This is a genomic window from Corallococcus sp. Z5C101001 (assembly GCF_007352635.1).
Taxonomy (GTDB): Bacteria; Myxococcota; Myxococcia; order Myxococcales; family Myxococcaceae; genus Corallococcus; species Corallococcus silvisoli.
This window is the reverse complement of sequence record NZ_VKLU01000005.1, coordinates 413,644-438,624: the sequence shown is the minus strand read 5'-3', so window position 1 is coordinate 438,624 and position 24,981 is coordinate 413,644. Positions and strand designations below refer to the sequence as shown.

Here is a 24,981-nt window from a genome sequence, read left to right as displayed (position 1 = left end):
ACGCGCGCGTTCCCTTACAACCTGAGAGCCTGCCCTTACAAGCGGGCTCGACGTGCCTTGACGGAGGCACTTCCACACAGTAGCCAGTGCCGCCCACGCGTCCCCGAGGTTGGGTCCATGTCAACGAACGTCCTGGTCACGGGTGGGTGCGGCTTCATCGGGTCCAACCTGGTCCGCTTCCTGCTCCGAGAGCGGCCGGACTGGAAGGTCGTCAACCTGGACCTGCTCACCTACGCGGGCAACCTGGAGAACCTGGCGGGCCTGGAAGACGACGCCCGCCACGTCTTCGTCCACGGCGACGTGGGCGACCGGGCGTGCGTGGACCGGGTGCTCCGGGAGCACGCCATCGACGCCGTGCTCCACCTGGCCGCGGAGAGCCACGTGGACCGCTCCATCGAGGGCCCGGCGGTGTTCGTCACCACCAACGTGCTGGGCACGCAGCACCTGCTGGAGGCGTGCCGCGCGCGCGGCGTGCGCCGGTTCGTCCAGGTCTCCACGGACGAGGTGTACGGCTCGCTGGGGCCGTCCGGGGCGTTCACGGAGCGCTCGCCCCTGCAGCCCTCCAGTCCCTATTCGGCGTCCAAGACGGGCGCGGACCTGCTGGCGCTCGCGTATCACCACACGTACGGCATGGACGTGGTGGTGACGCGCTGCTCGAACAACTACGGGCGCTACCAGTTTCCGGAGAAGCTCATCCCTCGGATGGTGGTGAACGCGCTGAGGGACCAGCCGCTGCCCGTCTACGGGGATGGCCAGCACGTGCGCGACTGGCTGCACGTGGACGACCACTGCCTGGGGCTGCTGCGGGCGCTGGAGCGGGGGACGGCGGGGGAGGTCTACAACCTGGGCGGCGGCGCGGAGCGCAGGAACCTGGACCTGGTGAAGGGCATCCTCGCGGAGCTGGGCAAGCCGGAGTCCCTGCTCCAGTTCGTCACCGACCGGCTCGGGCATGACCGCCGGTATGCCATCGACCCGACGAAGAGCCGCCGCGAGCTGGGGTGGGCGCCCACGCATTCCTTCGAGCAGGGGCTGTCGGACACGGTGCGCTGGTACGTGGAGCACCCGGAGTGGTGGGGGCGCGTGCTGAGCCGCGAGTACCGGAACACCGTCGCGCTGGCGTCCCGGAGGCATGGAGCATGAGCCGCTTCGTCGTGACGGGAGCGAACGGGCTGGTGGGCCGCCGGGCGTGCGCGCTGCTGGCGGCGAAGGGCCACGCGGTGGTGGGACTGGGGCGGGGCCCGCGCCGGGTGGCGGGGGCGTTCGACTACGAGGCGCTGGACCTGACGCGCGAGGCGGACGTGGCGCCGGTGCTGTCCCGCCTGTCGCCGGAGGTCGTCCTGCACTGCGCTTCGATGACGGAGGTGGACGCCTGCGAGAAGGCGCCTGAAGCCGCCTACGCCGCGAACGTCACCGCCTCGGCGGCGGTGGCCCGGTGGGCGCACGGGGCCCACGCGCACCTGGTGCACGTGTCCACGGACTATGTCTTCGACGGGGACGCGGGCCCCTACGGCGAGGACGCGGTGCCGAACCCGCGGGGGGTGTACGCGGTGACGAAGCACCTGGGCGAGCAGGCCGCGCGCGTGCTCGCGCCCGGGTGTGCGATTGCGCGGACCGCGGTGGTGTATGGCTGGCCTCCGGTGGAGGGGCGGCTCAACTTCGGCGCGTGGTTGGTGAAGACGTTGTCGGCGGGGCAACCAGTGAAGCTCTTCGAGGATCAAGTGGTGTCGCCGACCTTCGCGCAGAACGTGGCCGCGATGCTGGTGGAGCTGGGGGAGCGGCGGCTGGGTGGGACGTGGAACACCAGCGGCGCCACGGTGTTGGACCGCGTGGCCTTCGGGCGGGCGCTGTGCGAGGTGTTCGGCTTCGACGCGGGCCTGGTGGTCCCCACGCGGATGGCGGACCTGAAGCTGTCGGCGCCCCGACCGCTGCGCAGCGGGTTGCGGACGGACAAGGCGCGGGAGCAGCTGGCGGAGAAGCCGCTGGCCCTGGCGGAGTCCCTGAGGCGCTTCCACGCGAGCTGGCTCCAGGTCCAGGCCGGGGAGGCGGGATGAAGGGAATCATCCTCGCGGGAGGCTCGGGGACGCGCCTGTATCCGCTGACGCTCGTAGTGAGCAAGCAGCTGCTGCCCGTCTACGACAAGCCGATGATCTACTACCCGCTGACGACGCTGATGCTGGCGGGCATCCGGGAGGTGTTGATCATCTCCACGCCGCAGGACCTGCCGCGCTTCCGCGACCTGTTGGGCGACGGGGCGCAGTGGGGCATGTCCTTCCAGTACGCGGAGCAGCCTCGGCCGGAGGGACTGGCGCAGGCGTTCGTCATTGGCCGGGACTTCGTGGGCGGCGATTCGGTGTCGCTCATCCTGGGTGACAACATCTTCTACGGGGATGGCCTGAGCGAGCTGGTGCGGCGGGCGACGCGGCGCGCGTCCGGCGCGACGGTGTTTGGCTATCAGGTGAAGGATCCGCAGCGCTACGGCGTGGTGGAGCTGGCGCCGGGCAACCGGGCGGTGAGCATCGAGGAGAAGCCCGCGAAGCCCCGCTCCAACTACGCCGTCACCGGGCTGTACTTCTACGACAACCAGGTCCTGGACATCGCGGCGGGGCTCAAGCCCAGCAAGCGGGGCGAGTTGGAGATCACCGACGTCAACGCGGAGTACATGCGCCGCGACCAGCTCACCGTGGAGTTGATGGGCCGCGGCTATGCGTGGCTGGACACCGGGACGCATGAGTCGCTGATGCAGGCGTCGTCGTTCATCGAGATCATCGAGCGTCGCCAGGGCTTGAAGATCGCATGTCCGGAGGAGATCGCCTTCCGCATGGGCTACATCGACGAGGCGCGGCTGGAGGCGCTCGCGGCGCCCATGTTGAAGAACGAGTATGGCCAGTACCTGCTGGCGCTCCGCGCGAGCCGGGGAGGGGCGTCATGAAAGTGCAGGCCACGGAGCTTCCCGGGGTCCTCCTGCTGGAGCCCCGCGTCTTCGGGGACTCGCGAGGCTTCTTCGTGGAGACGTTCCACGCCCAGCGGTACACGGACGCGGGCATCCCCGGCCCGTTCGTGCAGGACAACCTGTCGAGGTCGGTGCGCGGGACGCTCCGGGGCCTGCACTTCCAGGAGCCGAACGGGCAGGGGAAGTTGGTGCAGGTGCTGGCGGGGGCGGTCTGGGACGTGGTGGTGGACGTGCGGAAGGGTTCGCCCACGTTCGGCCGGTGGATGGGGGCGGAGCTGTCGTCGGGGAACAAGTGGCAGCTGTGGATCCCCCCGGGCTTCGCGCATGGCTTCTGCGTGCTGAGCGACTCCGCGGACTTCTTCTACAAGTGCACGTCGCTGTACGCGCCGGAGTCCGAGCGGAGCGTGGCCTGGGATGATCCGGATCTGGCGATCCCCTGGCCCGTGAAGGAGCCGCTGTTGTCGGTGAAGGATCAGCGCGCGCCCCGGCTCAAGGACGCGCCGGTGTTGCCCGCCTACTGATTCGGGAGCGGCCGGGCGGGCGTGGACCGGGGGGCTTGCCCTCGCGTGCCCCCTGCGCGGTGAGCAGGCAGGGGGGCGGGCATCGCCCGTGGGGAGGAGGCCAGCCGGGGGATGGAATGCCCAATCTCTTCCGAGGAGGAGACGGCATGGTCTTGCCCGGCAGGGGAATGAGTTGGAAGGAGTTCTTCAAGTCCCTCAAGGATGAGTGGGCGCGGGACAACGTGGGCAACGTAGCGGGGGCGCTGACGTTCCAGGGCATCCTCGCGCTGTTCCCCTTCCTGCTGTTCCTGGTGTCCCTGGCGGGCCTGCTGATTGACCCGCATCAGGCGCAGCAGCTCATCCACGAGCTGTCGAAGGTGGCGCCGCAGGAGGTGACGAAGATTCTAGGCGAGCGCCTGGATGCGTTGGCGACGAGCAATCCCGTGGGGCTGCTGACCGTGGGTGGCGTGGGCGCGGTCTGGGCCGCGTCGGGCGGCGTGGTGGCGCTGATGGAGGCGCTCAACACGGTCTACGGCGTGGAGGAGAAGCGCCCGTTCTGGAAGAAGCGGGGCATCGCGCTCCTGACGACGTTGGGGACGGCGCTGACGGTGGTGCTGGCGGCCATCATCGCGGTCGTGACGCCGGCGGTGGCGAGCAGGCTGGGCGACCCCCTCCAGGGCATCGTGCTGTGGCTGCGCATGCCGGTGGCGGGCCTGCTGATGATGAGCCTGCTGGCGGTGCTGTACTACGTGCTGCCGGACGTGAAGCAGAAGTTCAAGTTCATCACGCCGGGCTCGGTGGTGGCGGTGCTCATCTGGGTCGCGGCGTCGTGGGCGTTCTCGCGGTACGTGGCGAACTTCGGCTCGTACGACGTGAACTACGGCGCGATTGGCGGCGTCATCGTGATGCTGCTGTGGATGTGGATCTCCTGCCAGGTCATCCTGCTGGGGGCGGAGATCAACGGCATCCTCGAGCACAAGTCGCCGGAGGGGAAGTCGCCGGGCCAGCGCGATCCGGATGCGCCGGGACCGAACGTGACGAAGACGGAGGCGGAGGAGCAGGGCGCGAACCTGCCCGGCGCCACGGACTTCCGGCCCACTTCACCCCAGTCGGCCTACGAGAGCCGCCCGGTGGCGCTGGGCAAGACGCCCCTGGCGGCGGCGGCGAAGTGGGCCGCGGGCGTGGGCCTGGGCGTGTTCCTGATGCGCCGCAAGTCCACGGCGCGGTAGCTATCGAGCCGAATAGGAGTGGGTCAGGTCGATGACCAGACGTTCCACGGCTCTGGGGATGGCGATGTCGATCCGGCCCAGATTCAGGTCGGCGGGGGTGACCTGGTAATGAATGGTGCCGAACTCGTCATCGAAGATGAAGTCGTCGTTGTCGAAGATGGAGATCTCGATGGGGTAGCGGAGGAGGTTGGAGGTGATGACCTCGCAGCTGCCGGTCCTCCATCGAGGCTCCCAGCTCTCACTCTCCTCGGTGCGGGTGCGCTCGGAGGTGGATGGGCAGCGCATCTCCACGACGACATCCGGCGGTGAGCCATCGGAGTCCCACGCCTCCCCATTCGCCGGGTCGACTTCCGCGATGACGGCCCAGCGGGGCTGCACGCGTGTCCTCATCACCCCCGCGAAGCACGCCTGTTGATCCAGCCGGCAGACACTGCCGTCCGCGCAGCGCTCACAGGCGCCGCCGTTGGGACCGCACTCGGAGTCGCCGCGGTAGACGACGCACTCGTTGTTCGCGGAGCAGCAGCCGTCCCCGCAGTTCTCCGGGGTGCAGTCGAAAGGACCGCAGGAGACGACGGCCAGCGCGCACGCCAGGGTCAGCAGCAGGAAGCAGGGGGTCTTCATGACGGCGGCGAACGCTAGCAGACGGGGCGCCTACTTCGGGGTGACGGCGCTCATGATGAACTGAGGCAGGAGCTCCTCCCGGAACTTCCGCCAGACGGCCGAGTTGTTGTAGTTGCCTCCCGTGAACATCACGACGAGGTCGAGCTCGGGGATGACCATCACGAGCTGTCCTCCGTTCCCTCCGGCCTCGTATTCCGAGTACACGTGGTCACCCACGCGGAACTCGTGGCGCCACCAGGCGTAGCCATACGTTCGCCCGGGCTCCATCGTCGCGTGCTGGGCGGTGGAACGCTCCACCCAGCGCTGGCTCACGACGCGCCTTCCATTCCACGTTCCTCCGCCGAGGTAGAGCTGCCCGAGCTTCAGCGCGTCGCGTGGGCGCATGGAGATGCCACCCCCCAGGTACTGCTCTGTGTCGGGCATCAGGTTGACGTGGTAGCCGCGCATCTGGAGCGGCCTGGCGACATGCTTCTCGAAGAACTCCGGAATCCACGTGCGGGTGGTGTTGCGGAGCACTCCGCCCAACAGGTTGATGTTCGCGGAGCAGTACACCGCCTTCTCACCGGGCTTGCGCACCATGGGGAGGTCCAGCGTGTATTTGTACCAATCCGGCACACTGTCATCGATCCGGTCCTCGTTTCCTGGAGAGGCCTGGTCGTTGTCGTCGCAGGCCAACCCCGTCGACATGGTCATCAGGTGCGCGACGGTGAGCTTGCGCTTGTTCGCGTCCAGGTTCGAAATCTTCCCCTTGTATTCAGGGAACAGCGAGACCACCGGAGTGTCCACGGTGAAGGGGGCGCCCTGGTCCAGCGCGATGCCTATCATCAGGGAGGCGTAGGTCTTCGACGCGGAGCGCAGGTCATGCGGGCGTTCCTTGTCGAAGCCCCGGAAATACTCCTCGACGACCAGCTTCCCGTGGCGCGCGATCAGCAGCCCCTGGATGGCGGGCGCCGGCTCCTGTCCTGGCTCCTGGTCGAGGATGCGCTGCACGAGCTGTTGGATGGGCTCGACCTGCATCCCGACGTCGGCGAGCGACGCCGTGGCCCAGCCATCCTCTTCACCCACGGGCTTCTGGTAGACGTAAGGGCCCGGGGCGGGCGTGCGCGCGTAAAGGCCCACGGCCTCGGACCGCGTCCGGCGCGTGAAGTCGAAGGTCGCGTCCAGGAACGGATGGACCAAGGACAAGCGTCCTGAGTCCGCATCGAACGTGCCTTCAAGCCGAGGGTTTCCGGCCACGGGGGTGAGTTGGACGGCGCCGTCCCGGAGCTGGACCTGGAACAGCATCCGGTTGCCGAAGTTCCGTTCAGGGTTGCGGATGAACGCGGCCACGGAGCCGTCGGGTTGCTTCTGAACCACCAGATACAGTGAGAAGCGATCCTCCAGGGGCGCCACCACCCCGCGCCAGACGCCGGTCTGGAGCGCGCGAAGCTCCACGGGCGTGGCGAACGCCATGCCGTTGCTCATGGTCCGCGGCTGGATCCAATGACCCGCGATGCTCGTGCCGTCCTCCGCCAGGGTCGCTCGCAGCTCGCCCTGACCATCGGGAAGGACGACGGAGACCTTCCGGCCGTCGACCCGGGCCGGGAGCTCGAATCCCGCGATGCGCGCGGACCAGGTGCTCTCGCGACGCACCAGGGTCAGCTCGCCACGGACCTGGGGCCCCATGACGCGTTCGCTGCCCCAGAGGCCCACGAGCTGCTCCGCGGGATCCTCCTGGAGGGGGACAGCGCCGACGTGAAGGGGAAGCAGCAGCAGGATGCCGAGGAGCCTGCGGGCGCCGAACAACGGAGAGGGGGGGATCGTCATGCCCATGTGTAGCGACACGGCCCCGCTCCGTTTCGATTGCACTCCCTACGATGTTTCAGGCGGCTCGATGAAGACGGACCGCCTCCCACGCCCGCTTTTGATCCGGTACAGTTCGTCGAAAATATGACAGACCTGCTCGATCCTGGTTCCCAGAGTTCCACGCCGGAGACCTTCGTCAGCGACTTCTCCGTTCCGGAGGGGCAGCTCACGTTCGATGCCGAAGGGCAGGAGACGAGGGGGGCCTACTTCAGCCGCAAGGCCCACTGTCCCGGAGGCGCTTCGGGGGTCACGATTGGCCGCGGCTACGACATGAGAGAGCGGACCCAGGAGTCCGTCGTCTCCGATCTGATCGCCGCGGGTGTGCCCCGGGGGGACGCCGAACTCCTCGCCCAGGGCGCGAAGCTGACCGGCAATGAGGCGGCCCACTTCATCGCCAGGGCTGATGTCAAAGTCATCCAGATTTCACCGATGGCGCAGAAGAAGCTGTTCAGCGCCGTGTATGGCCAATACGCCGCGGATGTGAAGCGCATCTCCAGCAAGTCAGACACGGTCGCCAAATATGGCAACGTCGACTGGGAGAACCTGGACCCCGCGCTCAAGGACGTGGTCGTGGACCTGCGGTATCGAGGTGACTACACGCCCGCGACCCGCAGGGAGATTCAGGAGATCATCGCCCACAACGACCTCCAGGGCCTTTATGACGTGCTCTCCAACCAGGCCAAGATGACCGGCGAGTGGGGCGTTCCCCGGGATCGCTTCGAGCGGCGCCGGGACTACCTGGCGGCGGCATTGAAGGCGCATGGCAACGGTGAACACGTCGGTTGAGGCGGTGCACGCTCACGGCTTCTTGGGTGTCGTGGTGGGGGGAGCGGTCGGGGCGGGATCCACCAACTTGCCCCAGTCGATGTCCGAGTCGATGTCCGCCATCTTCCCGGTGATCCGTTGCGGCCGGGCCTCCTTCCGGAGGTCGCCAGGGTGGACAACGCCGAAGGGCAGCTTGATGGCCTCCGTCGCGTCGCGCGCCTTGAGCGCCTTGTCGCGGCTGGCGCGCAGCTCCACGTTCTTTCGCTGCACTCCGCGCGCCGCGTCGGCCCGATCCAGAAGGCGCTCCCGCCGCATCTTCAGCTCATCGCGTTCCGGGCCGTCCTTCAGCTTCGAGATCTCGCGCTGCACATCGGCGGCGGCGGCCTCGAGCTCGCGGACGAGCGTCGGGTCCTTCACCCGAGGGTCGCTCTCCACCGACTGGATCTCGGCCTCGGTATCGTGGAGATGCTTGGCCGCTGTCGCCGACGCGGCCTCTTTCTTGTCCTTTGCCGCCTGGTACGTTGGGTCCAGCTTTGCGTAGTAGGCGCGCATGTTCGCGTCGAACAGTCTGGCGTTGGCGCTCAGGGGGCGCAGCCGCTGGTAGAGGCGGACCAGCGCCTCCAGGTCGTCGCCCTGGTTCACGCCGCCGAGCACGGCGCGCTGGCCCGGATCCAGGTGGGTCCCCAGCGAGGCCATGAAGGACTGATTCTTGTCCCGGAGCCACGCGTGGAGCTTCTTCCGGTTCACTGGCCCCTTGAGCCTCTTCCCCTTGATGAAGTCCTCGTTGTCCTTCGCCAGTTTCGTTGCTGCCGCGCCAGTGGGGCCCGGCAGCATCCCGGCCGCGGTGGTAGCGGGCCCCGTGTCGGGTGTCACCCGCGAGACGTGCGTCACGGGTGTGACGAAGGGGGCCAGGTTGTTCGCGGGGTTGGGCACGAAGCGGTCGCCCAGGTTCGCCCGATGCTGCACGCCGCCGGTGTCGGGCCGCGGCTGGCTCCAGACGATGGCCACGCGGAAGCGGGCGCCGGGTGGCGTTTGGACGAGGTCTTTCCCCGTCTCCCAGTGAGAGAAGATGACGCTGTGCCCACCGCCTTCCGAGGCGTTGGCGTTGTAGATGTAGAGCCAATCTCCCGTTTGAAACTCATTGAATCTTTCGAAAGGAAGATGCGGTTGCCGGTAGAACCTCTCCCCTTTGCCGGGGGCCGCGGCCTCGGCCTTCTCCGACGCCTCCGCCTGCTTCGTTCCCGCGTGCAGCGGGCCCAGGCCGCAGGACGGCGGCTTCGCTGGAGCTGGCGACACCTCTTTGAGCGTCCCCTCCTGTCCGGTGCCGCAAGACGGGGGCGTCTCGACAACGCCCGGAGACTCATCGTCGGGGAGTTTCAGCTTCGAGACCCGCTTCGGGTTCGAGACGTCTATCTCCTTCCCCGTGGTGAACGCCGCGGCGCCCATGGGGTCGAAGGTCCCCATCACTCCCCCGGAGAAGCCGGCCCCGGGCGGTGTGGCGCCGGCGTAGTGGTGGACGATCTGAACCCAATGGAAGCAGTACTGCGCATGCACCCGCTGGTCGAACGAGCCGGGCCGGTAGACGCCGTTCGCGAGGATGTGGGCAGAGAGGAGGAGGCGCTGCTGCGCGGTGGTCTTCCCTTGGTCGGTGCCGTTGAACAGGCGGTCGGGGATGCGCCGGGAGATGATGAAGTCCTGCAGCTTCTGGCGCTGGGTGTCCGTGAAGAGCGCCTGGAGCCTGGCGGGCGCCAGCGGGACCGGCGGCACGCCAAACACGTTCAGCACTCCCGCGAACTCCTTGTTGAAGAGGGGGGCGAACGCGTCCCAGACCGTCGTCCTTTGCAACGCCGGGTCGATGCGAGCCTCCAGCCGGGCGAGCTCATCGCGCAGGTGCTGCGTCGTCGCGTTGTCGGCCCCGGGACGCTGCCGCGCCAGCCAGCGGCGAATCCTCGCGATCTCGCTCTGGACTGCCCGCGGGTTTGAGTCATCGATGGAGCCTTTCAGTGACTGCGGATCGTCCGTGCCGACGTCAAGGAGCGGCGTGTCCAATGGCTGTCGGTGGAGCGTGGTCGCGCCGCCCTGGAGGGTGTGCGCCAGCTCGTGCGCCAGCAGCCGGTCTCCGGTGGCCGTCCCTGGCCCGTAGCGCCCGGCGGCGAAGACCACGTCGCTCCCAACGGCGTAGGCGTGCGCGCCCACCGCCAGGGCGCTCTCAGCGGCCCGCGCGTCGTCGTGCACGCGCACGGAGGAGAAGTCGGCGCCTCCGAAGCGCCCCTCCATCGCGGCCCGCGCGGCCGGCTCCAGCGGGCGCCCGGGCCGAGCGAGCACCTCGTGGACGACCGGCGGCGCGAGCGCGCGCGCCGTTCCCCCTCCGGCCTTCGCCCGGTGCGGCTCCGGGCCGATGGGCGCCGGTCGCGGCGCCCGCATGACCTTGTCGGCCACCGCGTCCGCCTCGCGCTCGAACGGATCCTCTGGGGAGCTGATCGTCAGCTTGCGCTGAGTCCGTGGCGGCATGATGGGGATGCTGGCGAAATCAAACCGGGAACCGGGCGCGACCGGCGGCGACAACTCGCCTCCCACGTCTGCGTCTGAAGCGGCGCGCCCGACGGCTGGGCGCTGTGATTCACGCTTCGGGGCAGGAGAGTGCTCCGAAGACGGACGCGGCTTCCGGTCGAACGCGAACATGGTGGAGGCCCCCCTCGTGAACGATACCGCCGTTGAGCGGCGTCCGCGGAGTATAGGAGAGATGCAGGTCCTGGTGAGGGGGGGCGGGCGCAGGGAGGCAGAGGAAGGCCGCCGACGGGGCCGCGCAAGAGCTCGCCGTGCCCCGTCGTGACGAGCCGCCGTGATTCGTGAAACCTCCAGCCCACGCGCACGAAAACGCCGCCTCGCTTCCGGCGAACCGGAAGCGGGCGGCGCAGGCGCCACGGAGGTCCGTGAAACGGATTACCGGCGCTTGAGCGCGGCGTCCGAGTGCTTCTCCATGAACTCCGAGTAGGGACCATTGAAGTCGAGCACGTCCTTGCCCGCCTCCAGGCTCCAGATGCGGGTCGCGACCTCGGAGATGAGCTCCTGGTCGTGCGTCACGACGATGACCGTGCCCTCGAACTTCGACAGGCCCTCCGCCAGCGCCGCGATGGACTCCAGGTCCAGGTGGTTCGTCGGCTCGTCGAGGATGAGCACGTTGTCCTGCATGATCATCAGCTTGGACAGCAGCACGCGCACCGTCTCACCACCGGAGAGCGTGTCCGTGTTCTTCATCCGCTCTTCGCCGGAGAAGAGCATCCGGCCCAGCACGCCGGAGATCTCCTCGTTGGTCAGCTTCTCGCTGATCTCCCGCAGGTAGCCGAAGCACGTCGTCCCCTTGTGGATGACGCCGTGGTGGTCCTGCGGCAGGTAGCCCACCGACGCCTGGTGGCCCCAGGTGATGGTGCCCGCGTCCGGCTCCAGCTGCCCCGCCAGCATCTTCACCAGCGTGGACTTGCCCACGCCGTTGCGGCCGATGACGCAGATGCGCTCGCCCTTGCAGACCAGCCCCGTGAACGGCTTGATGACCGGGACCCCGTCGAAGGACTTCTTCAGGCCCTCGAACATCAGCGTCTGACGGCCGCTGACCACCTTCTGGTCGAACCGGATGAACGGCCGCGCGATGTTCGAGCGCTTCAGGTCCTCCGTCTTCAGCTTGTCGATCTGCTTGATGCGGCTCTGCACCTGCGACGCGCGCGTACCCGCGTGGAAGCGCGCCACGAAGTCCTGCAGCTGGGCGATCTTCTTCTTCTTCTCCGCCGTCTCCGACTCCACCCGGGTCCGCAGCTGCGACTTCTGCCGGACCATGTCGTCGTAACCCCCCGTGTACTGGATGATGGTCTCGTAATCGATGTCCGCGATGTGCGTGCAGATGGAGTTCAGGAAGTGCCGGTCGTGGCTGATGGTGATCAGCACGCCCTCGTACACGTGGAGGAAGTTCTCCAGCCACCGGATGGAGTCGATGTCCAGGTTGTTCGTGGGCTCGTCGAGCAGCAGCCCCTCGGGCTTGCCGAACAGCGCCTGCGCGAGCAGCACGCGCAGCTTCAGGCCGCCCGTGAGCTGCCGCATCGGCCCTTCGTGGAAGCTCTCCTCGATGCCCAGACCCGCGAGCAGCGTGGCCGCGTCGCTCTCCGCCGAATAGCCGTCCTCTTCCGCGATGACGCCTTCCAGCTCACCCAGCCGGTTGCCGTCCTCCTCGGTGATGTCCGCCTTGGCGAGCAGCTTGTTCTTCTCGTCCATCGCCGCCCACAGGTGGCGGTTGCCCATCAGCACCACGTCCAGGACGCGGTCGTTCTCGTAGCGGAAGTGGTCCTGGCGCAGGATGCCCAGCTTGCGCGGGCGGATGATGTCGCCCATGTCCTGCTCCTCGTCACCCGCGAGGATCTTCATGAACGTGGACTTGCCGGCCCCGTTCGGACCGGTCAGGCCGTAGCGGCGGCCCGGCGAGAAGGCGACGTTGACCTCCTCGAAAAGCTTCTTGGGCCCATAGGCCTTGGAGACGTTGATGACGTTGAACATGGCGGCGGCTTGTAACGGAAATGGCGCGGCGACCCAAGACGCGCGGTGAATCGAGGCCCGGCAGCGTACCGGAGGACCCAATGTAACCGCCGGCCCGCCCCGGAAATGCCGGCTTCCCTCGCCCCCCGGTCCGTCCCCCATGTGCCCCAGGTAGGGAAAGTGGCGCCCCCGCCGGGCCGGGCCGGGAGGGGCGGCCCCCTGGAGGCCGGGCAGGCGTCCCCAGGAACCGGGTGCCTCCAGGCGGGCGGGCTGGGTATAAGGCCCGACAATGGCCGTCCGCTTTGAACTCCTGAACACCGACCCCACTGGCGCCCGTACGGGCATCCTGCACACCCGCAAGGGGTCCTTCCCCACGCCGATGTTCATGCCGGTGGCCACCCACGCCGGCTTCCGCCACCTCGCCATGGAGGAGGTGAAGGAGACGGGGGCCAAGGTCCTCCTCGCCAACACCTACCACCTGATGCTCCGGCCCGGCCCGGAGGTCTTCGAGCGCTTCGGCGGCATCCATCCGTTCATGGGGTGGGACGGCGCGGTGCTCACGGACTCGGGCGGGTTTCAGATCTTCTCCCTGCCGGAGGACCGGCTCATCACGGAGAAGGGCGCGCACTTCCGCAGCTTCTACGACAACAGCCGGCGCCTCCTGAGCCCCGAGTCGAGCATCGCCATGCAGCAGGCGATCAACTCCGAGATCATGATGGTGCTCGACGTGTGCATCGACTCGCGCACGGACGAAGCGGGCACCCGCGAGGCCATGGAGCGCACCCACCGCTGGGCCGTGCGCAGCCTCGCCGCGAAGGAGCAGCGCGCCACGGGGCAGGCGCTGTTCGGCATCGTCCAGGGCGGCGTCCACCCGGCGCTGCGCGACGAGAGCGCCGCGTTCCTCACGAAGCTGCCCTTCGACGGGTTCGCCATCGGCGGGCTGGCGGTGGGGGAGACGAAGGTCGAGCGCGACACGATGACCGAGCGCGCCACCGCGTCCCTGCCCAAGGACAAGCCGCGCTACCTGATGGGCGTGGGCACTCCCACGGACCTGCTGGAGGCGGTGCTGCGCGGCGTGGACATGTTCGACTGCATCATCCCCACCAAGATGGCGCAGCAGGGGTACGCGTACACGTTCCAGGGGCTCGTGCGCATCACGCGCACGGCATACCAGCTGGAGGACGGTCCGCTGGACCCGGAGTGCGACTGCTACGTGTGCAAGCGCTACTCGCGCGGCTACCTGCAGCACCTGATGCGCGGCAAGCACCACCTGGGCTCGCGCTTCCTGTCGGTGCACAACGTGCGGCACTACCAGAAGCTGATGGAGCGCATCCGCGAGGGCATCCTGCGCAATGGCTATGCGCAGACGTACCGCGAGCTGAAGGCCGCCGTCGCCACGCCCAAGGACCTGAAGGACGAGGCCGCCGCCAGCGCCGCCACGTTGAAGGAAGTGGGCTGAGCCTCGGGCCCGTGTCCCGTCGCCCGCCCTCCGGCCGGGGCGACGGGACGCGAGAGGCAACAGCGGTGCGGCGGGACGTGGCCGGTTAGCCTGCGAGGTCCGGGCGTGGCCCGGCTCACCGCCGCATGGACTCCCGCGTCGCCACCCTCCTGAGTCACGTCCGCGCCAACGCGGAGAACCGGCCCGGCGTGTACCGCATGCTCGGTCCCGCCGGAGAGCTGCTCTACGTGGGGAAGTCCGTGCGCGTGCGCACGCGGCTCCTGTCGTACTTCCGCGCGGAGGAGGGGGAGAAGGCCGCGGAGATCATCGCCCAGGCGCACCGGCTGGAGTGGGAGTACACGGCCAGCGAGTTCGCGGCGCTCCTGCGTGAGTTCCGGCTGATCAAGAGCCACCGGCCGCTCTACAACGTGGAGCACAAGCGCGACCGCGCGCACTGCTTCCTCCAGCTCACGCGGGAGGAGGTGCCCCGGCTGCGCGTGGTGGGACAGCCCGGCGGCGGGAGCGCGGAATACTTCGGGCCCTTCCACGGCCGGCACACCATGGAGGACGTGGTCCGCGCGGTGAACGACCTGCTGGAGCTGCGCGATTGCCCCGCGCGGACGCCCATGCGGCTGGCGGATCAGCTCCCGCTCTTCGCGCTGAAGGACGACCCGAGGTGCCTGCGCGGGCAGACGGCGCGATGTCTGTCGCCGTGCGCGGCAGGGTGCTCGCAGGTGGAGTATCTGGAGCGCGTCGCGCTGGCGCGGGCGTTCCTCAACGGAGAGTCGGACCGTCCGCTGGTCATCCTGCGCGAGCGGATGGCCCTGGCGGCGCGTCGCCTCCAGTTCGAGTACGCGGCGGAGCTGCGCGACCGCGCCGAGCGGCTGGAGAACGTGCGGGCGTGGATCGTCGAGTTGGGGCGCACGCTGCGGCGGCTCTCGTTGGTCTACACGGTGCGGGGGCACGGCGGAGCGGACCGGGCGTATGTGCTGCGGCGGGGACGCATCCGCGCGGAGGTGCCTGCGCCCCGGACGCCGCGGGCGCACGCGGACCTGGAGGCGCGGGTGCGGGACATCTTCTCGGTGCCGGAGCCGGAGGCGATTGGACTCCGCGCCCAGGAGGCGCAGGAGGTGATGCTCATCGCGAAGTGGTTCCGCCTGCATCCCGGTGAGCTGGAGTCCACCGTGCCCGCGCGGACGGGGGACGGGAGCGACGAGGCGCTGGCGGAGGCCCGGGATGCGCTGGCGCGCACGCTGGCGCGCACCGTGGCGGGGCCGGGGGCGGACGGGGCCGATGCCTCGGGCGGTGGTTTCAGCGCAGGTTCCGGATGATCCGGCAGGGATTGCCGGCCGCGAAGACATACGGCGGGATGTCCCTCGTCACCACGCTGCCCGCGCCGATGGTGGACCCTTCCCCGATGGAGACCCCCGGGCAGATGATGGTGCCGCCGCCCACCCAGACCTTGGAGCCGACGGTGATGGGGCGGCCCAGCTCCGGGCCCTGGATGCGTTCGTCCGGATCCAGCGGATGCGTGGCCGCGTAGAGCTGCACTCCGGGGCCGAGGGACACGTCATCTCCCATCGTCACCGTGTTGCAGTCGAGGATGACGCACTGGAAGTTCATGTAGACGCGCGCGCCCAGGCGGATGTGCTCGCCGTAGTCGCAGAAGAAGGGCGGTTCGATCCACGTCCCTTCGCCCGCCGCTCCCAGCAACTGGCCGAGCAGGCTCTCGCGTCGCGGCAGGTCCTCCTCGGTGGAGGCGTTGTAGGCGCGCAGGAGCTTGCGCGCGCGGGCCCGCTCGGCCACCAGCTGGGGATCCGCCGCGACGTACAGCTGGCCCGCGAGCATCTTCTCTTTTTCCGTCCGTGCCATGACGGGCAACGTAGTCACGCCCTCCGGCGCGATGCTGAACATCCCGAGGGAAGGAAGCCCTCGGGCGGGTGACACCGGACAGGCGGGCCAGCGAGGATGCGGGACATGAGGATCGAGCGGGTCGAGGAGACGCTGGAGCGCATCCGTCGTGAGGTCGCGCTGACGCCGGACGGCGTGCTGGCCTTCGACGGGGACGGCACGCTGTGGAGCGGGGATGTGGGCGATGACCTGTTCCTGGCCCTGCTGGAGCATGGCGGCGTGCGGCCCGAGGCCCGCCTGGAGATGGAGCGGTTGGGGGCTCGGCACGGCGTGGAGGGGCATCCGGACGCGGTGACGCTGGCGCGCGCGCTGTTCGCGGCGTTCGAGGCCGGGCGGCTCCCGGAGAAGGCCACCTACGAGATGATGGCGTGGATCTTCGCGGGCTGGCACGCGGAGGAGGTGCGCGGCTTCGCCCACGACGTGGTGTCACGCCGGGGCGTGGCCCAGCGCATCCATCCGGAAGCCCGCCGCGTGGTGGAGTGGGCGCGGGGGCAGGGGGTGGATTGCTACGTGGTCAGCGCGTCGCCTCGCGCGGTGGTGGAGGCCGCGGTGAAGGAGGTGGGCATCTCCGCGGAGTTCGTCCTGGCGTGCACGCCGAAGGAGGAGGCGGGACGGTTGCAGACGTCCGTCTTCGAGCCCGTGCCCTACGGCCCCGGAAAGGTGAACTGCTTGAGGCAGCGCACGGACCGGCCGCTCTGCGCCGCGTTCGGGGACAACGTGTTCGACCTGGATCTGCTCGCGGCGTCCCGCGTCCCGGTGGCCATCCGCCCCAAGGTCCGGCTGCGCGAGCGCGCGGCGGAGCTGCCTGGGCTGGTGCAACTGCACGCCGAAGAGGCTTGAGTCATCCGCGAACGGCTCCGCGGGGACCGGCCGCCGGGTGGGGACAGCGGCGTTCCGTGAGGGCCGGATGTGTCCGCGCGGCGCGGTCGCATCCGGTGGGGGCGGGATGCGACCGCTCGCCGCTTCGTGGAGGCCCACGAAGCGGCGTCACTCTGGCGCTGCCTGGAGTCAGCTCCCCGACACGGGGACGAACTCCACGCGGCGGTTCGCGCTGCGGCCTTCCGGCGTTTCGTTGGACACGCGCGGACGGTCGGGGCCGTAGCCCTTCGCCTCCATCCGCGAGCCCGCGATGCCCTTCTTCATGAGATACGCGCGCACCCGGTCCGCGCGCTGCTGGCTCAGCGTGCGGTTCGCGTCCTCCGGACCGCTGTTGTCCGTGTGGCCTTCAATCCGGATCGCGAGCTGGGGATTCGCCTTCAGGTAGGCCGCGATGTCGTCCAGCTGCCGCTGCTCGTTCTCCTGGAACTCCGACTGGTTCACCGGGAACTGCACGATGTGCTCCAGCGGCGACTTCGTCTCCACCGGGGCGGGCTGCTCCTCGGGCGGCGGCTGGGGCTTGGGCTCCTCGGGCGGCTTCTGCTCCTTCACGGGGCAGCCGCGCTCCGCCGCGGGGCCGGCCTCGTGGGGGCACGCGTCCTCGTCGTCCGGAACGCCGTCCTGGTCCGCGTCCGGCGGCGGGCAGCCGTTGTAGCGGGCCGACCCTGCCTGTGACGCGCACTGGTCCAGCCGGTCCACCACGCCGTCCCCATCCGTGTCCTTGTCCGGGCAGCCGCCGTTGTCCACGGAGCCGGCCTCCAGCGGGCAGCGGTCCTGCCCGTTGGGCACCGAGTCCCCGTCGTCATCCAGGTTCGGGCACTGCGCCGGGGTGTGGCTGCGTCCATCCTGGCAGCGGTCCACGGGCTTGGGCTCGTTCGCGTACGCGATGCCCGCGGCCAGGCGGAACGACGGCGTGCCTGGGATGTCCGTGAAGCCGTGCCCCGCGAGCGCGAAGGCCTCGAAGCCGTAGGCCACCGGCAGCCGCAGGCCGCCCAACAGCTCCAACGCGACGTCGGACTGCACCAGCGACTCCGCGGCCTGGAGCGCGACCTCGCCCCGCAGACCCTTGCCGCGCGTCGCCACCACCAGGCCCTGCTCCAGCTCCGTGCCGACATCGCGGCCCGGCTCGACTTCCCGCGAGCGGATCCGCACGCCCGCGCTGAGCCCCAGCGCCAGGGGGCCCACCTCGCGGCTCACCGCCACGCGAGGCGCGACCTGGAACCCGGCCCAGCCCTGCTGACGGCCGAACGCGTCCGCGGTGCCGCCGGGCAGCCCGATGTCCAGGCCCAGGCCCAGGAACACCGGCGCGCCTTCCTCACGCCGCAGCAGCTCGAAGCGCGCGCCCAGCTCGGGCGTTCCCAACCCGAAGGAGTCCGGCGCCGTCACGCCGACCAGCTGCTCCGCGCCATGACCTCCCTGGGAGATGATGACGGGCAGTCGCGCGGACAGCTCCAGGCGGTCCACCGGGGACCACGCCCCCGCGAGCCACCCCGACGTGCGGTAGTGCAGGATGGAGCGCTTGAGCCCATCACTGCCCTGGAGCAGGAGGATGCCGCGCTCGTAGTTGGCCATGAGGAGCAGGCGGTAGCCGCCCTCGGGGAGCACGCGGCCGGTGTCCACCAGCATGGAGTCCGTCGCCGCGGGCTGGAAGCGCAGGCGCTCCAGGTCCAGCGGGACGAGGGGACTGGCGACACTCTGTCCGAAGGCGGCGGGGGCGACGGCGGTGGCCAACAGCGCGGCCAGCGCCCAGCTCTGTGCCTGGGTACGCAAGGTGAGGTCCATTCGAGAGAAGAGGGAGCGCATGGGTCAGTTCCCCCGCGCCGGGTTCTGGCGGCGGCGCGAACCGCTCCATGCCGCCAGCACGACGAGGATGGCCAGCGCGGAAGCGCTGCCGCCGCTGCTGTCACAACCGCCGCCCGCGATCTCCACCACCTCCGCCTGGACACGGACCTGGAACGTGCACTGCGCGGAGTTGCCGGCGTCATCCGTGGCGGTGACGGTGACTTGCGTGGCGCCCGGCGAGAAGGTGCTGCCCGACGCGGGCGAGGACGTCACGGACGGCGAAGCCGTCACCGCGTCCGTGGCCGAGGGCGTGAACGTCACCGGCTCCCCCGGCGCCACCGTCACGTTCGCCGGACAGGTCAAGGCGGGCGGCGTGGTGTCCCGCACGGTCACTCGGAACGTGCACGACACGCCGCTGGCCGGGAGCGTGGCCGTGACGGTCGTCGCTCCGAGCGGGAAGCGCGTCCCCGAGTCCTGAGAGTAGCTCACCGGCAGGCCCGCCGGGTTGGGCACCGCGGGATCGTAGCTCACGAGCGCTCCGTCCGGCCCCGTCGCCTCGGCGGTGACATCCGCGGGGCAGGAGAGGGTGGGGGGCGCGCCTTCCGTGATGGTGAGGGTCACGGTGGCGACGTTGCTGTCCTGGAGGCAGTCCCTGACCCGGAACGCGAAGGTGTCGGTGCCCGTGTAGCCCGGCGCGGGCGTGTACGTGAGGGCGGGGGGCGTTCCGCTCAGCGTGCCGTGCTGGGGCGGCGTCACGACGGTCCAGGTCAACACCTGACCGGCATCCGGGTCGCTGCCCCCCAGCGTCACGGCCACGGCCGTGTCCTTCTGCGTGGCGGCGGTCTGGTCCGGCGCGGTGGGCGCCTGGTTCGCGACGACCTGCACCGTGCGCCCGCCGGGGATGGCGTTGGCGAGGACGGTGAGCCCGTAGGTGCCCAGCGGGACGCCCGCGGGGACGGTCACGGTCGCGCGGGTGGCGGAGGTGTCGCTGCTGGGGAGCGTCCAGAGGCGTCCGCCCTCGGCGGCGCTCAGGCGCACCAGGGGGAAGTCGGTCGGAGAGTCGGTGCTGTTGCCGCTGCTCGCGCCGGAGATGCCCCGGAACAGCAGGCCTTCCAGCACGGTCGGGCAGGCGGCGACGAGGGTCGCCGGGCGGGTCACCGTCGGCCTCCACGCGGGCTGCGCGCCGGTGTCGTCGAACAGCTCCGCGTCGGGCGCGCTCATGCCACCCACGACGAGGACCTCGCCCGAGGGCAGCGCGAGCGAGGAGAGCCCGCCACGCGTGGTGGGGGTGGCGACGGTGGTCCAGGCGCGCAGGAGGGGGTCGTAGACCTCCGCCGTGTCGGAATACTCGCCCGCCAGGGTCAGGCCGCCCGCGACCAGCACCTTGCCGGAGGAGGTCAGCGCGGCGCTGTGCAGCCAGCGCGGCTGCGCGAGCGGACCCACGGTCACCCAGGTGTTGGTGCCGGGGTCGTAGAGCTCCGTGGACGTCAGCTCGATGCCGCCCGCGATGCCGCCCGCCGCGAGCACCTGGCCCGACGGCAGCAGCGTCAGTGTCAGCTCATCCCGGGCCACGGCGAGGCCGGCCGCGGGCGTCCAGAGGTTGGAGACGGGGTCGTACAACTCGGTGGTGGCCAGCGCCGCGCCGCTGTCATCATGGCCGCCAACGATGAACACCTTGCCGTTGGACAGCAGCACGGCGCGATGCCCAGCGCGGGTGAAGGCGCTCGGGGCCGCCACACTCCACGTGTCGGTGTCGGGCGTGTACAGCTCCGCGGTGTTCAGCGCGGTCGTGTTGCGCTGACCTCCGGCCACGAGCACCCGGCCGTCGGGGAGGACCGTGGCGGTGTGGAGGTGCCGCGGCGCCAGCAGCGGCGCGGTGGAAAGCCAGGTGTGGGTGACGGGGTCGAAGCGCTGCGCGGAGGCGGTCGAGGTGCTCAGCTGCCGGCCGCCGGTGATCAGCACCTGTCCCGAGCGAAGCACGGTCGCGGTGGCGCGCTCGCGCGGAGTGTCGAGCGCGGGCAGGGCGGTCCAGGTGTTGCTCGCGCGGTCATACAGCTCCGCGGCGCTCGACGACCCGAAGAGGCCGCGGCCCGTCGCGACGAGCACCTGGCCCGAGGGCAGCAGGGCCATCAGGGGATCGGTCCGGGGCGTCCCCATGGCGCCGGCGGGGGACCACGCGCTGACGGCGGGGTCGTAGACCTCCGTGGTCGCGAAGAAGCCGAGCACGGGCGTCCGGGCGGATCCGCCCGCGACGAACACCTTCCCGGAGGGCAGCAGCGTCGCGGTGTGGTTCTCACGGCCGGTGAGCATCGTGCCCGCGGGGGTCCACACTCCGGTCGCGGGATCGTAGAGCTCCGCCTCGCGCTCGGGAGCGGCCCCGCTGATGGCTCCACCGGTGACGAGCACCCTGCCGTTGGGGAGCAGCGTGGCCATGTGGCTCGAGCGCGCGAACGCGAGGCTGCCCGTGGCCGTCCAGGTGTTGGCCACCGGGTCATAGAGCTCCGACTGCGCCGTCGCGCCGCCCGAGGCGAAACCGCCCGCGACGAGGACGCGGCCATCCGGGAGGAGGGTGCTGGTGGAGTAGTGCCGGCCGACCAGCAGGGGCGCGGCGCTGGACCAGGTGCCGGTCGCGGGGTCATAGATCTCGGCGCCCGGCACCTCGCCAAGCTCATTGATTCCGCTCACCGCGAGCACCCGCCCGTCGCGCAGCAGCGTGGCCATGTGCGCACCCCGGCCGACGCTCATGGAGCCGGTGGGTGTGAAGGTGTTGGTGGTGGGATCGTACAGCTCGGCCGTCGCGAGCCGGTTGACGCCGTTGCCTCCGCCCGCGACCAGGACCTTCCCCGAGTTCAGCAGCGTGAGGGTGGGGAGGAAGCGGGTCCGCGCCATGTCGCCAGTGGTGGACCAGGTGCCCGTGGCGGGGTCGTAGATGCGGCCCGACAGCGAGCCGTCGGTCATCGCCAGCACCTTGCCGCTGGGAAGCAGCACGGCCTCGGTGACGTTGCCCGTGATCCCGGGACTGCCCGCGGAGGACCAGGTGCCGGTGGCCGGATCCAGGAGCTCCGCCGTGGTCACGAACCCGGTCGTGTTGACGCCCGCGATGACCAGGAGCTTTCCGTCAGGAAGCAGGACCGCGGCGTGCTGGGCCCTCTCCACGGTCATGGGGGCGGTGGCGTACCAGGCCGGTGCCGCGGCCAGCCGGGAGTGCGCGGTGCGGGCGCCCTCCGCGGCCGGGCGCTCATTGCCGCCACACGACAGCAGGCCCAGGCCCGCGAAAAGCATCAAGAGCCTGCCAAGGACCGCGCGCTTTGATCGCATCGAACGAACTCCGAGCCGCGAGGGCTGGCGCGAACGCGAACGTCCGGGACCAGCTCGACGTGAACAATCTCGGGCGGGGCTTATCAGTGCGTCGGGTGGATGGGCAACGCGTGAAAAAATCCTCTGGGATTGCTCAGCGGCCCCGGATCCTCAAGGGGCTGGCGGCGTGAGCTGCTCGCGGAGGAAGGTGGCCGCGGCGTCGAGGCTGGAGAAGACCACGGCCTCGGCTTCGCGTGGCTCCTGTGTGTCGGTTGAAACAATCCACCGATCCGCCTGCTCCCGTCGAAGACGCAGCGTCTTGAGCCACCCCTGGATGTTTCGCGGATCACGGGCCCGCTGGGTGGGAAGACTGACGAGGAGGGTGTCTTCGCCGAAGTCCCGGTGCCGGCGCGCATGGAAGCCCCGCGCCTTCAGCAGGTCCACCGTGCGGGTGAGCTCCAGACAATCGCGCATGGATTCGACCGCCGCTTCGAAGGTCCCGAAGTGGCGCTCCAGCATCTGCACCGGCAGGACCCTCCAGCCGTCAGGCATCTGCCGGAGAATCACTGCGTCGCGATAGCCGACGACGGGCGGTGTCCCCGTGGCGAAACAGGGCAGGCTGACCATGACAGTCTGATCTCCGCCCCCATCCCGGGCGATGGCCGCGAATCCCAGACGCCGAAGCACGTCGACCACGCTGTCACCGCGTTCGGGCGTCATGGCCCCCCCGAGACGATGCGCGTTGACGCCCGCGCTCAATCATCCGCTTCATCCATTTCGTGCGCCGCCGCGTTGAACAGGCCGAACCCTCCGGCCTCCGCGGCTGTGATTCCGGCCCTGCGCACCGTTGGCGAATCCGGCGTCTGTCCCACCGCCATCCAGCGGGGCGCGGCCAGCAGGATGCCGCCCCGGGGCAGCTCCGGCAGCAGGTGCTCCAGGTCCCCGATGATGAACTCCGCGTGTCCCACGCCCCGTGGCTCGGGCAGGCCCTCCGGCGGATGCCACGGGCCACCGTCCAGGTGGCCGAACGGAAAGCTCCCCGTGCCGCTCGCGCCGCCATAGCCGCCCTCCAGCAGGCGCCGCGCCCGCTCCGCGCCCCCCGCCACCGAAGGCAGGCAGACGCGCGTCAGCCAGTCCCAGGTCGCCGCGCCTTCCTGCACGGGCCAGTCCAGCTCCACCGTGTCGTCGGCCTTCGCCAGCAGCGCGTCGATGTACGCGCACGCCGCGCGCGGCCCCAGCACGCCGCCCTGGCGTGCCTCCTCCACCGCCGCCGACCACAGCTCCTCGCGGTAGTAGTGCGCGAAGTAGAACCCGGGCTCCTCCCAGTCCGCCCGGGTGCCGTGGGGCAACTTCGCCAGCACCAGCCCGCTGGACAGGTACGCGGGCCCGGTGGCCCGGGGATGGAACTGGCTGAAGGCGGAGCGGAACACCCGCACCGCGAGTCCTGCCTCCTCCGTCGCCTCCAGCCCCTCCGGACAGCCCGCGCGCAGATGGAAGTCGTCGAAGCGCAGGAACTGGTCCACCCCGATGCCCACCGCGTTCTGGCACAGCGACTCCAGGCACGCCGCCAGGGGGTGCCCCGCGTCCACGCCGGCCGGCGCCTCCCAGGCCGCCGCCAGGATGGCCCGCGTGTGCGCATCCACCCGGAGCGACAGCCGCACCCGGCCCCCCGCGAAGTGCGCCTCCCCGTGACGGACGTCCTCCCCGTGGAGCCCGCCGCGATGTTCCTGCCCTGGAATCGTCATGCTAGGGACCCATCCTTTCCCACGCGTCCCTTCCAGGCCAGGAGCCTCACGTCCCATGTCCGAGCCTTCCCACCCGCGCGACGGCGACTTCGAGCTCGTCACCCTCCGCAACGGCCACCGCGCCGTGCGGCACCTGGGCCACGGGGAGGTCATGCACCCCGCAGTGGGGCCCTGGCAGGAGGCCCTGCGCCTCTACGTGGATCAACCCGGCCTCGCGGACCGCCTGCGCCAGCCGGGGCCGCCGCTCGTCATCCACGACGTGGGCCTGGGCGCCGCCACCAACGCCGTCGCCGCGCTCACCCGCGCCCGGGAGCTGGGCCCGGAGCGCGCCCGCGACCTGCATGTCGTCAGCTTCGAGGTGGACCTGGCCCCGCTGCGCCTGGCCCTCGCGGACGCGGAGGGCTTCCCCTTCCTCCAGCCCTTCCGCCCGGCCGCCGAAGCCCTCATGCGCCACGGCACCTGGGAGGAGCCCGGCCTCCAGTGGACCCTCCACCTGGGGGACGCGGTGCCGTACCTGGAGGGGGCCCTGCCCACGGCCGACCTCGTCTTCTTCGATCCGTTCTCGCCGGCGTCCAACCCGGACATGTGGACCGAAGCCGTGCTCGCCCGGGTGCGCCGCCACTGCCGAGAGGACGGGGAGGGCGCCCTGCTGATGACCTACAGCGCCGCCACGCCCACCCGCGTCACGCTGCTGCTCGCGGGGTTCTTCGTGGGGGCTGGCGTCTCCACCGGCACCAAGGGGGAGACCACCGTGGCCTCGACCCGCTGGGAATCCCTGACCACCCCGCTGGGGTCCCGGTGGCTCGAGCGCTGGGAGCGCTCCTCCTCCCGGGCGCCCCATGGGGCCACCCTCACGCCTGAGGTCGAGCGTCGCCTGAGGACCCATCCTCAGTGGCGTTGAGCGCCGACTCGGCGGGGGCCTCGCTCCAGCGCAGGTGGAACGTCGCCGCGGTGCCGTCGAACTCCTCCGGCAGCGCCACCACCCGCCAGCCCCCGCACAGCTCCACCGCCCGCGCCAGCAGGCCCGCCGCGAACGTCGGCTGGTCCGCCAGCACGTCGTTCATCCAGAGCTCCAACGCTGTCGCGCCGCGCTCCACGATTTTGATTTCACTGAAGTTGTTGCCGGCGCGAAAGCCCAGGTCCGCGCGCAGCAGCAGCCTCCGGGGACCGGCCAGCCGGCCCACGCCCAGCAGCGCGCGGCCAAAGAAGGTGCCGAAGTAGGCATCCATGAAGCGCTCGCCCAGGGAGTAGTACGCGGCCTCCGCGGGCACGCCGCCATAGACGTGGCCGGCGGCGATCCGCAGGAACTCCCGCCACTGCTCCAGCGAATAGGCGCGCTCCAGCTTGCGGTCGAGGTCCAGTCCGGCCCTCTTCAGGTGCTCGCGGCACGCGGGCGTCAGTCGGTTCTCCAGCGCTCGGACGAAGAGCGCTTCGACGGTCTGCGCGAAGACAAGCTTCTCAGGATTCATGGGGCGCACCCTACACGATGCCCCCCATGCGA

At 70.2% G+C, this 24,981-nt stretch carries 20 protein-coding genes; 10 read left to right on the top strand and 10 right to left on the bottom strand.

Translation table 11 applies throughout. From position 1 onward, the window contains the following. Nucleotides 1–117: 117 nt before the first annotated feature. The 5 genes from rfbB to FOF48_RS12130 all read left to right on the top strand — a co-directional run bounded on the left by rfbB (nucleotide 118) and on the right by FOF48_RS12130 (nucleotide 4,679). Nucleotides 118–1,140, top strand: coding sequence for a dTDP-glucose 4,6-dehydratase (gene rfbB / locus FOF48_RS12150; RefSeq protein ID WP_143901066.1), 1,023 nt, complete (start codon nucleotides 118–120; stop codon nucleotides 1,138–1,140). Continuing rightward, entirely contained in the window at nucleotides 1,137–2,051 is a 915-nt protein-coding gene (locus FOF48_RS12145) for an SDR family oxidoreductase (RefSeq protein WP_143901064.1), read from the top strand. Before rfbB ends, FOF48_RS12145 begins: the two co-directional genes overlap by 4 nt. Then, nucleotides 2,048–2,929: a glucose-1-phosphate thymidylyltransferase RfbA gene (rfbA, locus tag FOF48_RS12140; RefSeq protein WP_143901062.1), complete on the top strand. Its 882-nt coding sequence runs from the start codon at nucleotides 2,048–2,050 to the stop codon at nucleotides 2,927–2,929. The genes FOF48_RS12145 and rfbA overlap by 4 nt, the downstream gene beginning before the upstream one ends. After that, entirely contained in the window at nucleotides 2,926–3,471 is a 546-nt protein-coding gene (gene rfbC / locus FOF48_RS12135) for a dTDP-4-dehydrorhamnose 3,5-epimerase (protein ID WP_143901060.1), read from the top strand. Before rfbA ends, rfbC begins: the two co-directional genes overlap by 4 nt. Before the next feature lie 146 nt (nucleotides 3,472–3,617). Beyond that, entirely contained in the window at nucleotides 3,618–4,679 is a 1,062-nt protein-coding gene (locus tag FOF48_RS12130) for a YihY/virulence factor BrkB family protein (protein WP_143901058.1), read from the top strand. On the opposite strand, the gene FOF48_RS12125 is transcribed toward FOF48_RS12130, so the two are convergent. After that, the gene (locus tag FOF48_RS12125) at nucleotides 4,680–5,300 is read right to left on the bottom strand and encodes a hypothetical protein (protein ID WP_143901056.1); all 621 of its coding nucleotides are present in this window, start codon (nucleotides 5,298–5,300) and stop codon (nucleotides 4,680–4,682) included. A 30-nt stretch (nucleotides 5,301–5,330) separates the two neighbouring features. After that, nucleotides 5,331–7,106: a serine hydrolase gene (locus FOF48_RS12120; RefSeq protein ID WP_143901054.1), complete on the bottom strand. Its 1,776-nt coding sequence runs from the start codon at nucleotides 7,104–7,106 to the stop codon at nucleotides 5,331–5,333. A gap of 123 nt (nucleotides 7,107–7,229) precedes the next feature. On the opposite strand from FOF48_RS12120, the gene FOF48_RS12115 reads away from it, so the two are divergent. Continuing rightward, complete coding sequence (locus FOF48_RS12115; protein WP_143901052.1) at nucleotides 7,230–7,931, top strand: calcium-binding protein; 702 nt, start codon at nucleotides 7,230–7,232, stop codon at nucleotides 7,929–7,931. A gap of 12 nt (nucleotides 7,932–7,943) precedes the next feature. On the opposite strand, the gene FOF48_RS12110 is transcribed toward FOF48_RS12115, so the two are convergent. Together FOF48_RS12110 and FOF48_RS12105 are read right to left on the bottom strand one after the other, a co-directional pair. Then, on the bottom strand, nucleotides 7,944–10,421 hold the full coding sequence (locus tag FOF48_RS12110) for a DUF4157 domain-containing protein (protein WP_221938229.1): 2,478 nt from the start codon (nucleotides 10,419–10,421) through the stop codon (nucleotides 7,944–7,946). A gap of 432 nt (nucleotides 10,422–10,853) precedes the next feature. Next, nucleotides 10,854–12,452, bottom strand: coding sequence for an ABC-F family ATP-binding cassette domain-containing protein (locus FOF48_RS12105; RefSeq protein WP_143901050.1), 1,599 nt, complete (start codon nucleotides 12,450–12,452; stop codon nucleotides 10,854–10,856). A 268-nt stretch (nucleotides 12,453–12,720) separates the two neighbouring features. Here FOF48_RS12105 and tgt point away from each other — a divergent pair, with 268 nt between their 5' ends. After that, entirely contained in the window at nucleotides 12,721–13,890 is a 1,170-nt protein-coding gene (tgt, locus tag FOF48_RS12100; protein WP_143901048.1) for a tRNA guanosine(34) transglycosylase Tgt, read from the top strand. 125 nt (nucleotides 13,891–14,015) lie between these two features. After that, the gene (locus FOF48_RS12095) at nucleotides 14,016–15,200 is read left to right on the top strand and encodes a nuclease (protein WP_143901046.1); all 1,185 of its coding nucleotides are present in this window, start codon (nucleotides 14,016–14,018) and stop codon (nucleotides 15,198–15,200) included. Here the strand turns inward: FOF48_RS12095 and FOF48_RS12090 are convergent. Then, the gene (locus FOF48_RS12090; protein ID WP_143901045.1) at nucleotides 15,181–15,741 is read right to left on the bottom strand and encodes a sugar O-acetyltransferase; all 561 of its coding nucleotides are present in this window, start codon (nucleotides 15,739–15,741) and stop codon (nucleotides 15,181–15,183) included. The two genes, FOF48_RS12095 and FOF48_RS12090, sit on opposite strands and share 20 nt — an antisense overlap. A 105-nt stretch (nucleotides 15,742–15,846) precedes the next feature. Between FOF48_RS12090 and FOF48_RS12085 the strand changes: the two genes are divergently transcribed. After that, nucleotides 15,847–16,620: an HAD family phosphatase gene (locus FOF48_RS12085; protein WP_143901043.1), complete on the top strand. Its 774-nt coding sequence runs from the start codon at nucleotides 15,847–15,849 to the stop codon at nucleotides 16,618–16,620. A 168-nt stretch (nucleotides 16,621–16,788) separates the two neighbouring features. On the opposite strand, the gene FOF48_RS12080 is transcribed toward FOF48_RS12085, so the two are convergent. The 4 genes from FOF48_RS12080 to FOF48_RS12065 form a co-directional block, all read right to left on the bottom strand. Then, the gene (locus FOF48_RS12080) at nucleotides 16,789–18,459 is read right to left on the bottom strand and encodes an OmpA family protein (protein WP_143901042.1); all 1,671 of its coding nucleotides are present in this window, start codon (nucleotides 18,457–18,459) and stop codon (nucleotides 16,789–16,791) included. 3 nt (nucleotides 18,460–18,462) lie between these two features. Next, nucleotides 18,463–21,756, bottom strand: coding sequence for a kelch repeat-containing protein (locus tag FOF48_RS12075; protein WP_255442094.1), 3,294 nt, complete (start codon nucleotides 21,754–21,756; stop codon nucleotides 18,463–18,465). Between the two features lie 150 nt (nucleotides 21,757–21,906). Beyond that, nucleotides 21,907–22,494 (bottom strand): hypothetical protein, encoded by a 588-nt coding sequence (locus FOF48_RS12070; protein ID WP_143901040.1) that lies wholly within the window; start codon nucleotides 22,492–22,494, stop codon nucleotides 21,907–21,909. Next, nucleotides 22,491–23,480, bottom strand: coding sequence for a hypothetical protein (locus tag FOF48_RS12065; protein WP_143901038.1), 990 nt, complete (start codon nucleotides 23,478–23,480; stop codon nucleotides 22,491–22,493). Before FOF48_RS12065 ends, FOF48_RS12070 begins: the two co-directional genes overlap by 4 nt. Before the next feature lie 55 nt (nucleotides 23,481–23,535). Between FOF48_RS12065 and FOF48_RS12060 the strand changes: the two genes are divergently transcribed. Next, nucleotides 23,536–24,381, top strand: coding sequence for a tRNA (5-methylaminomethyl-2-thiouridine)(34)-methyltransferase MnmD (locus FOF48_RS12060; RefSeq protein ID WP_143901036.1), 846 nt, complete (start codon nucleotides 23,536–23,538; stop codon nucleotides 24,379–24,381). On the opposite strand, the gene FOF48_RS12055 is transcribed toward FOF48_RS12060, so the two are convergent. Continuing rightward, nucleotides 24,332–24,949, bottom strand: coding sequence for a DUF2378 family protein (locus FOF48_RS12055; protein WP_143901034.1), 618 nt, complete (start codon nucleotides 24,947–24,949; stop codon nucleotides 24,332–24,334). The two genes, FOF48_RS12060 and FOF48_RS12055, sit on opposite strands and share 50 nt — an antisense overlap. Nucleotides 24,950–24,981 lie beyond the last annotated feature (32 nt).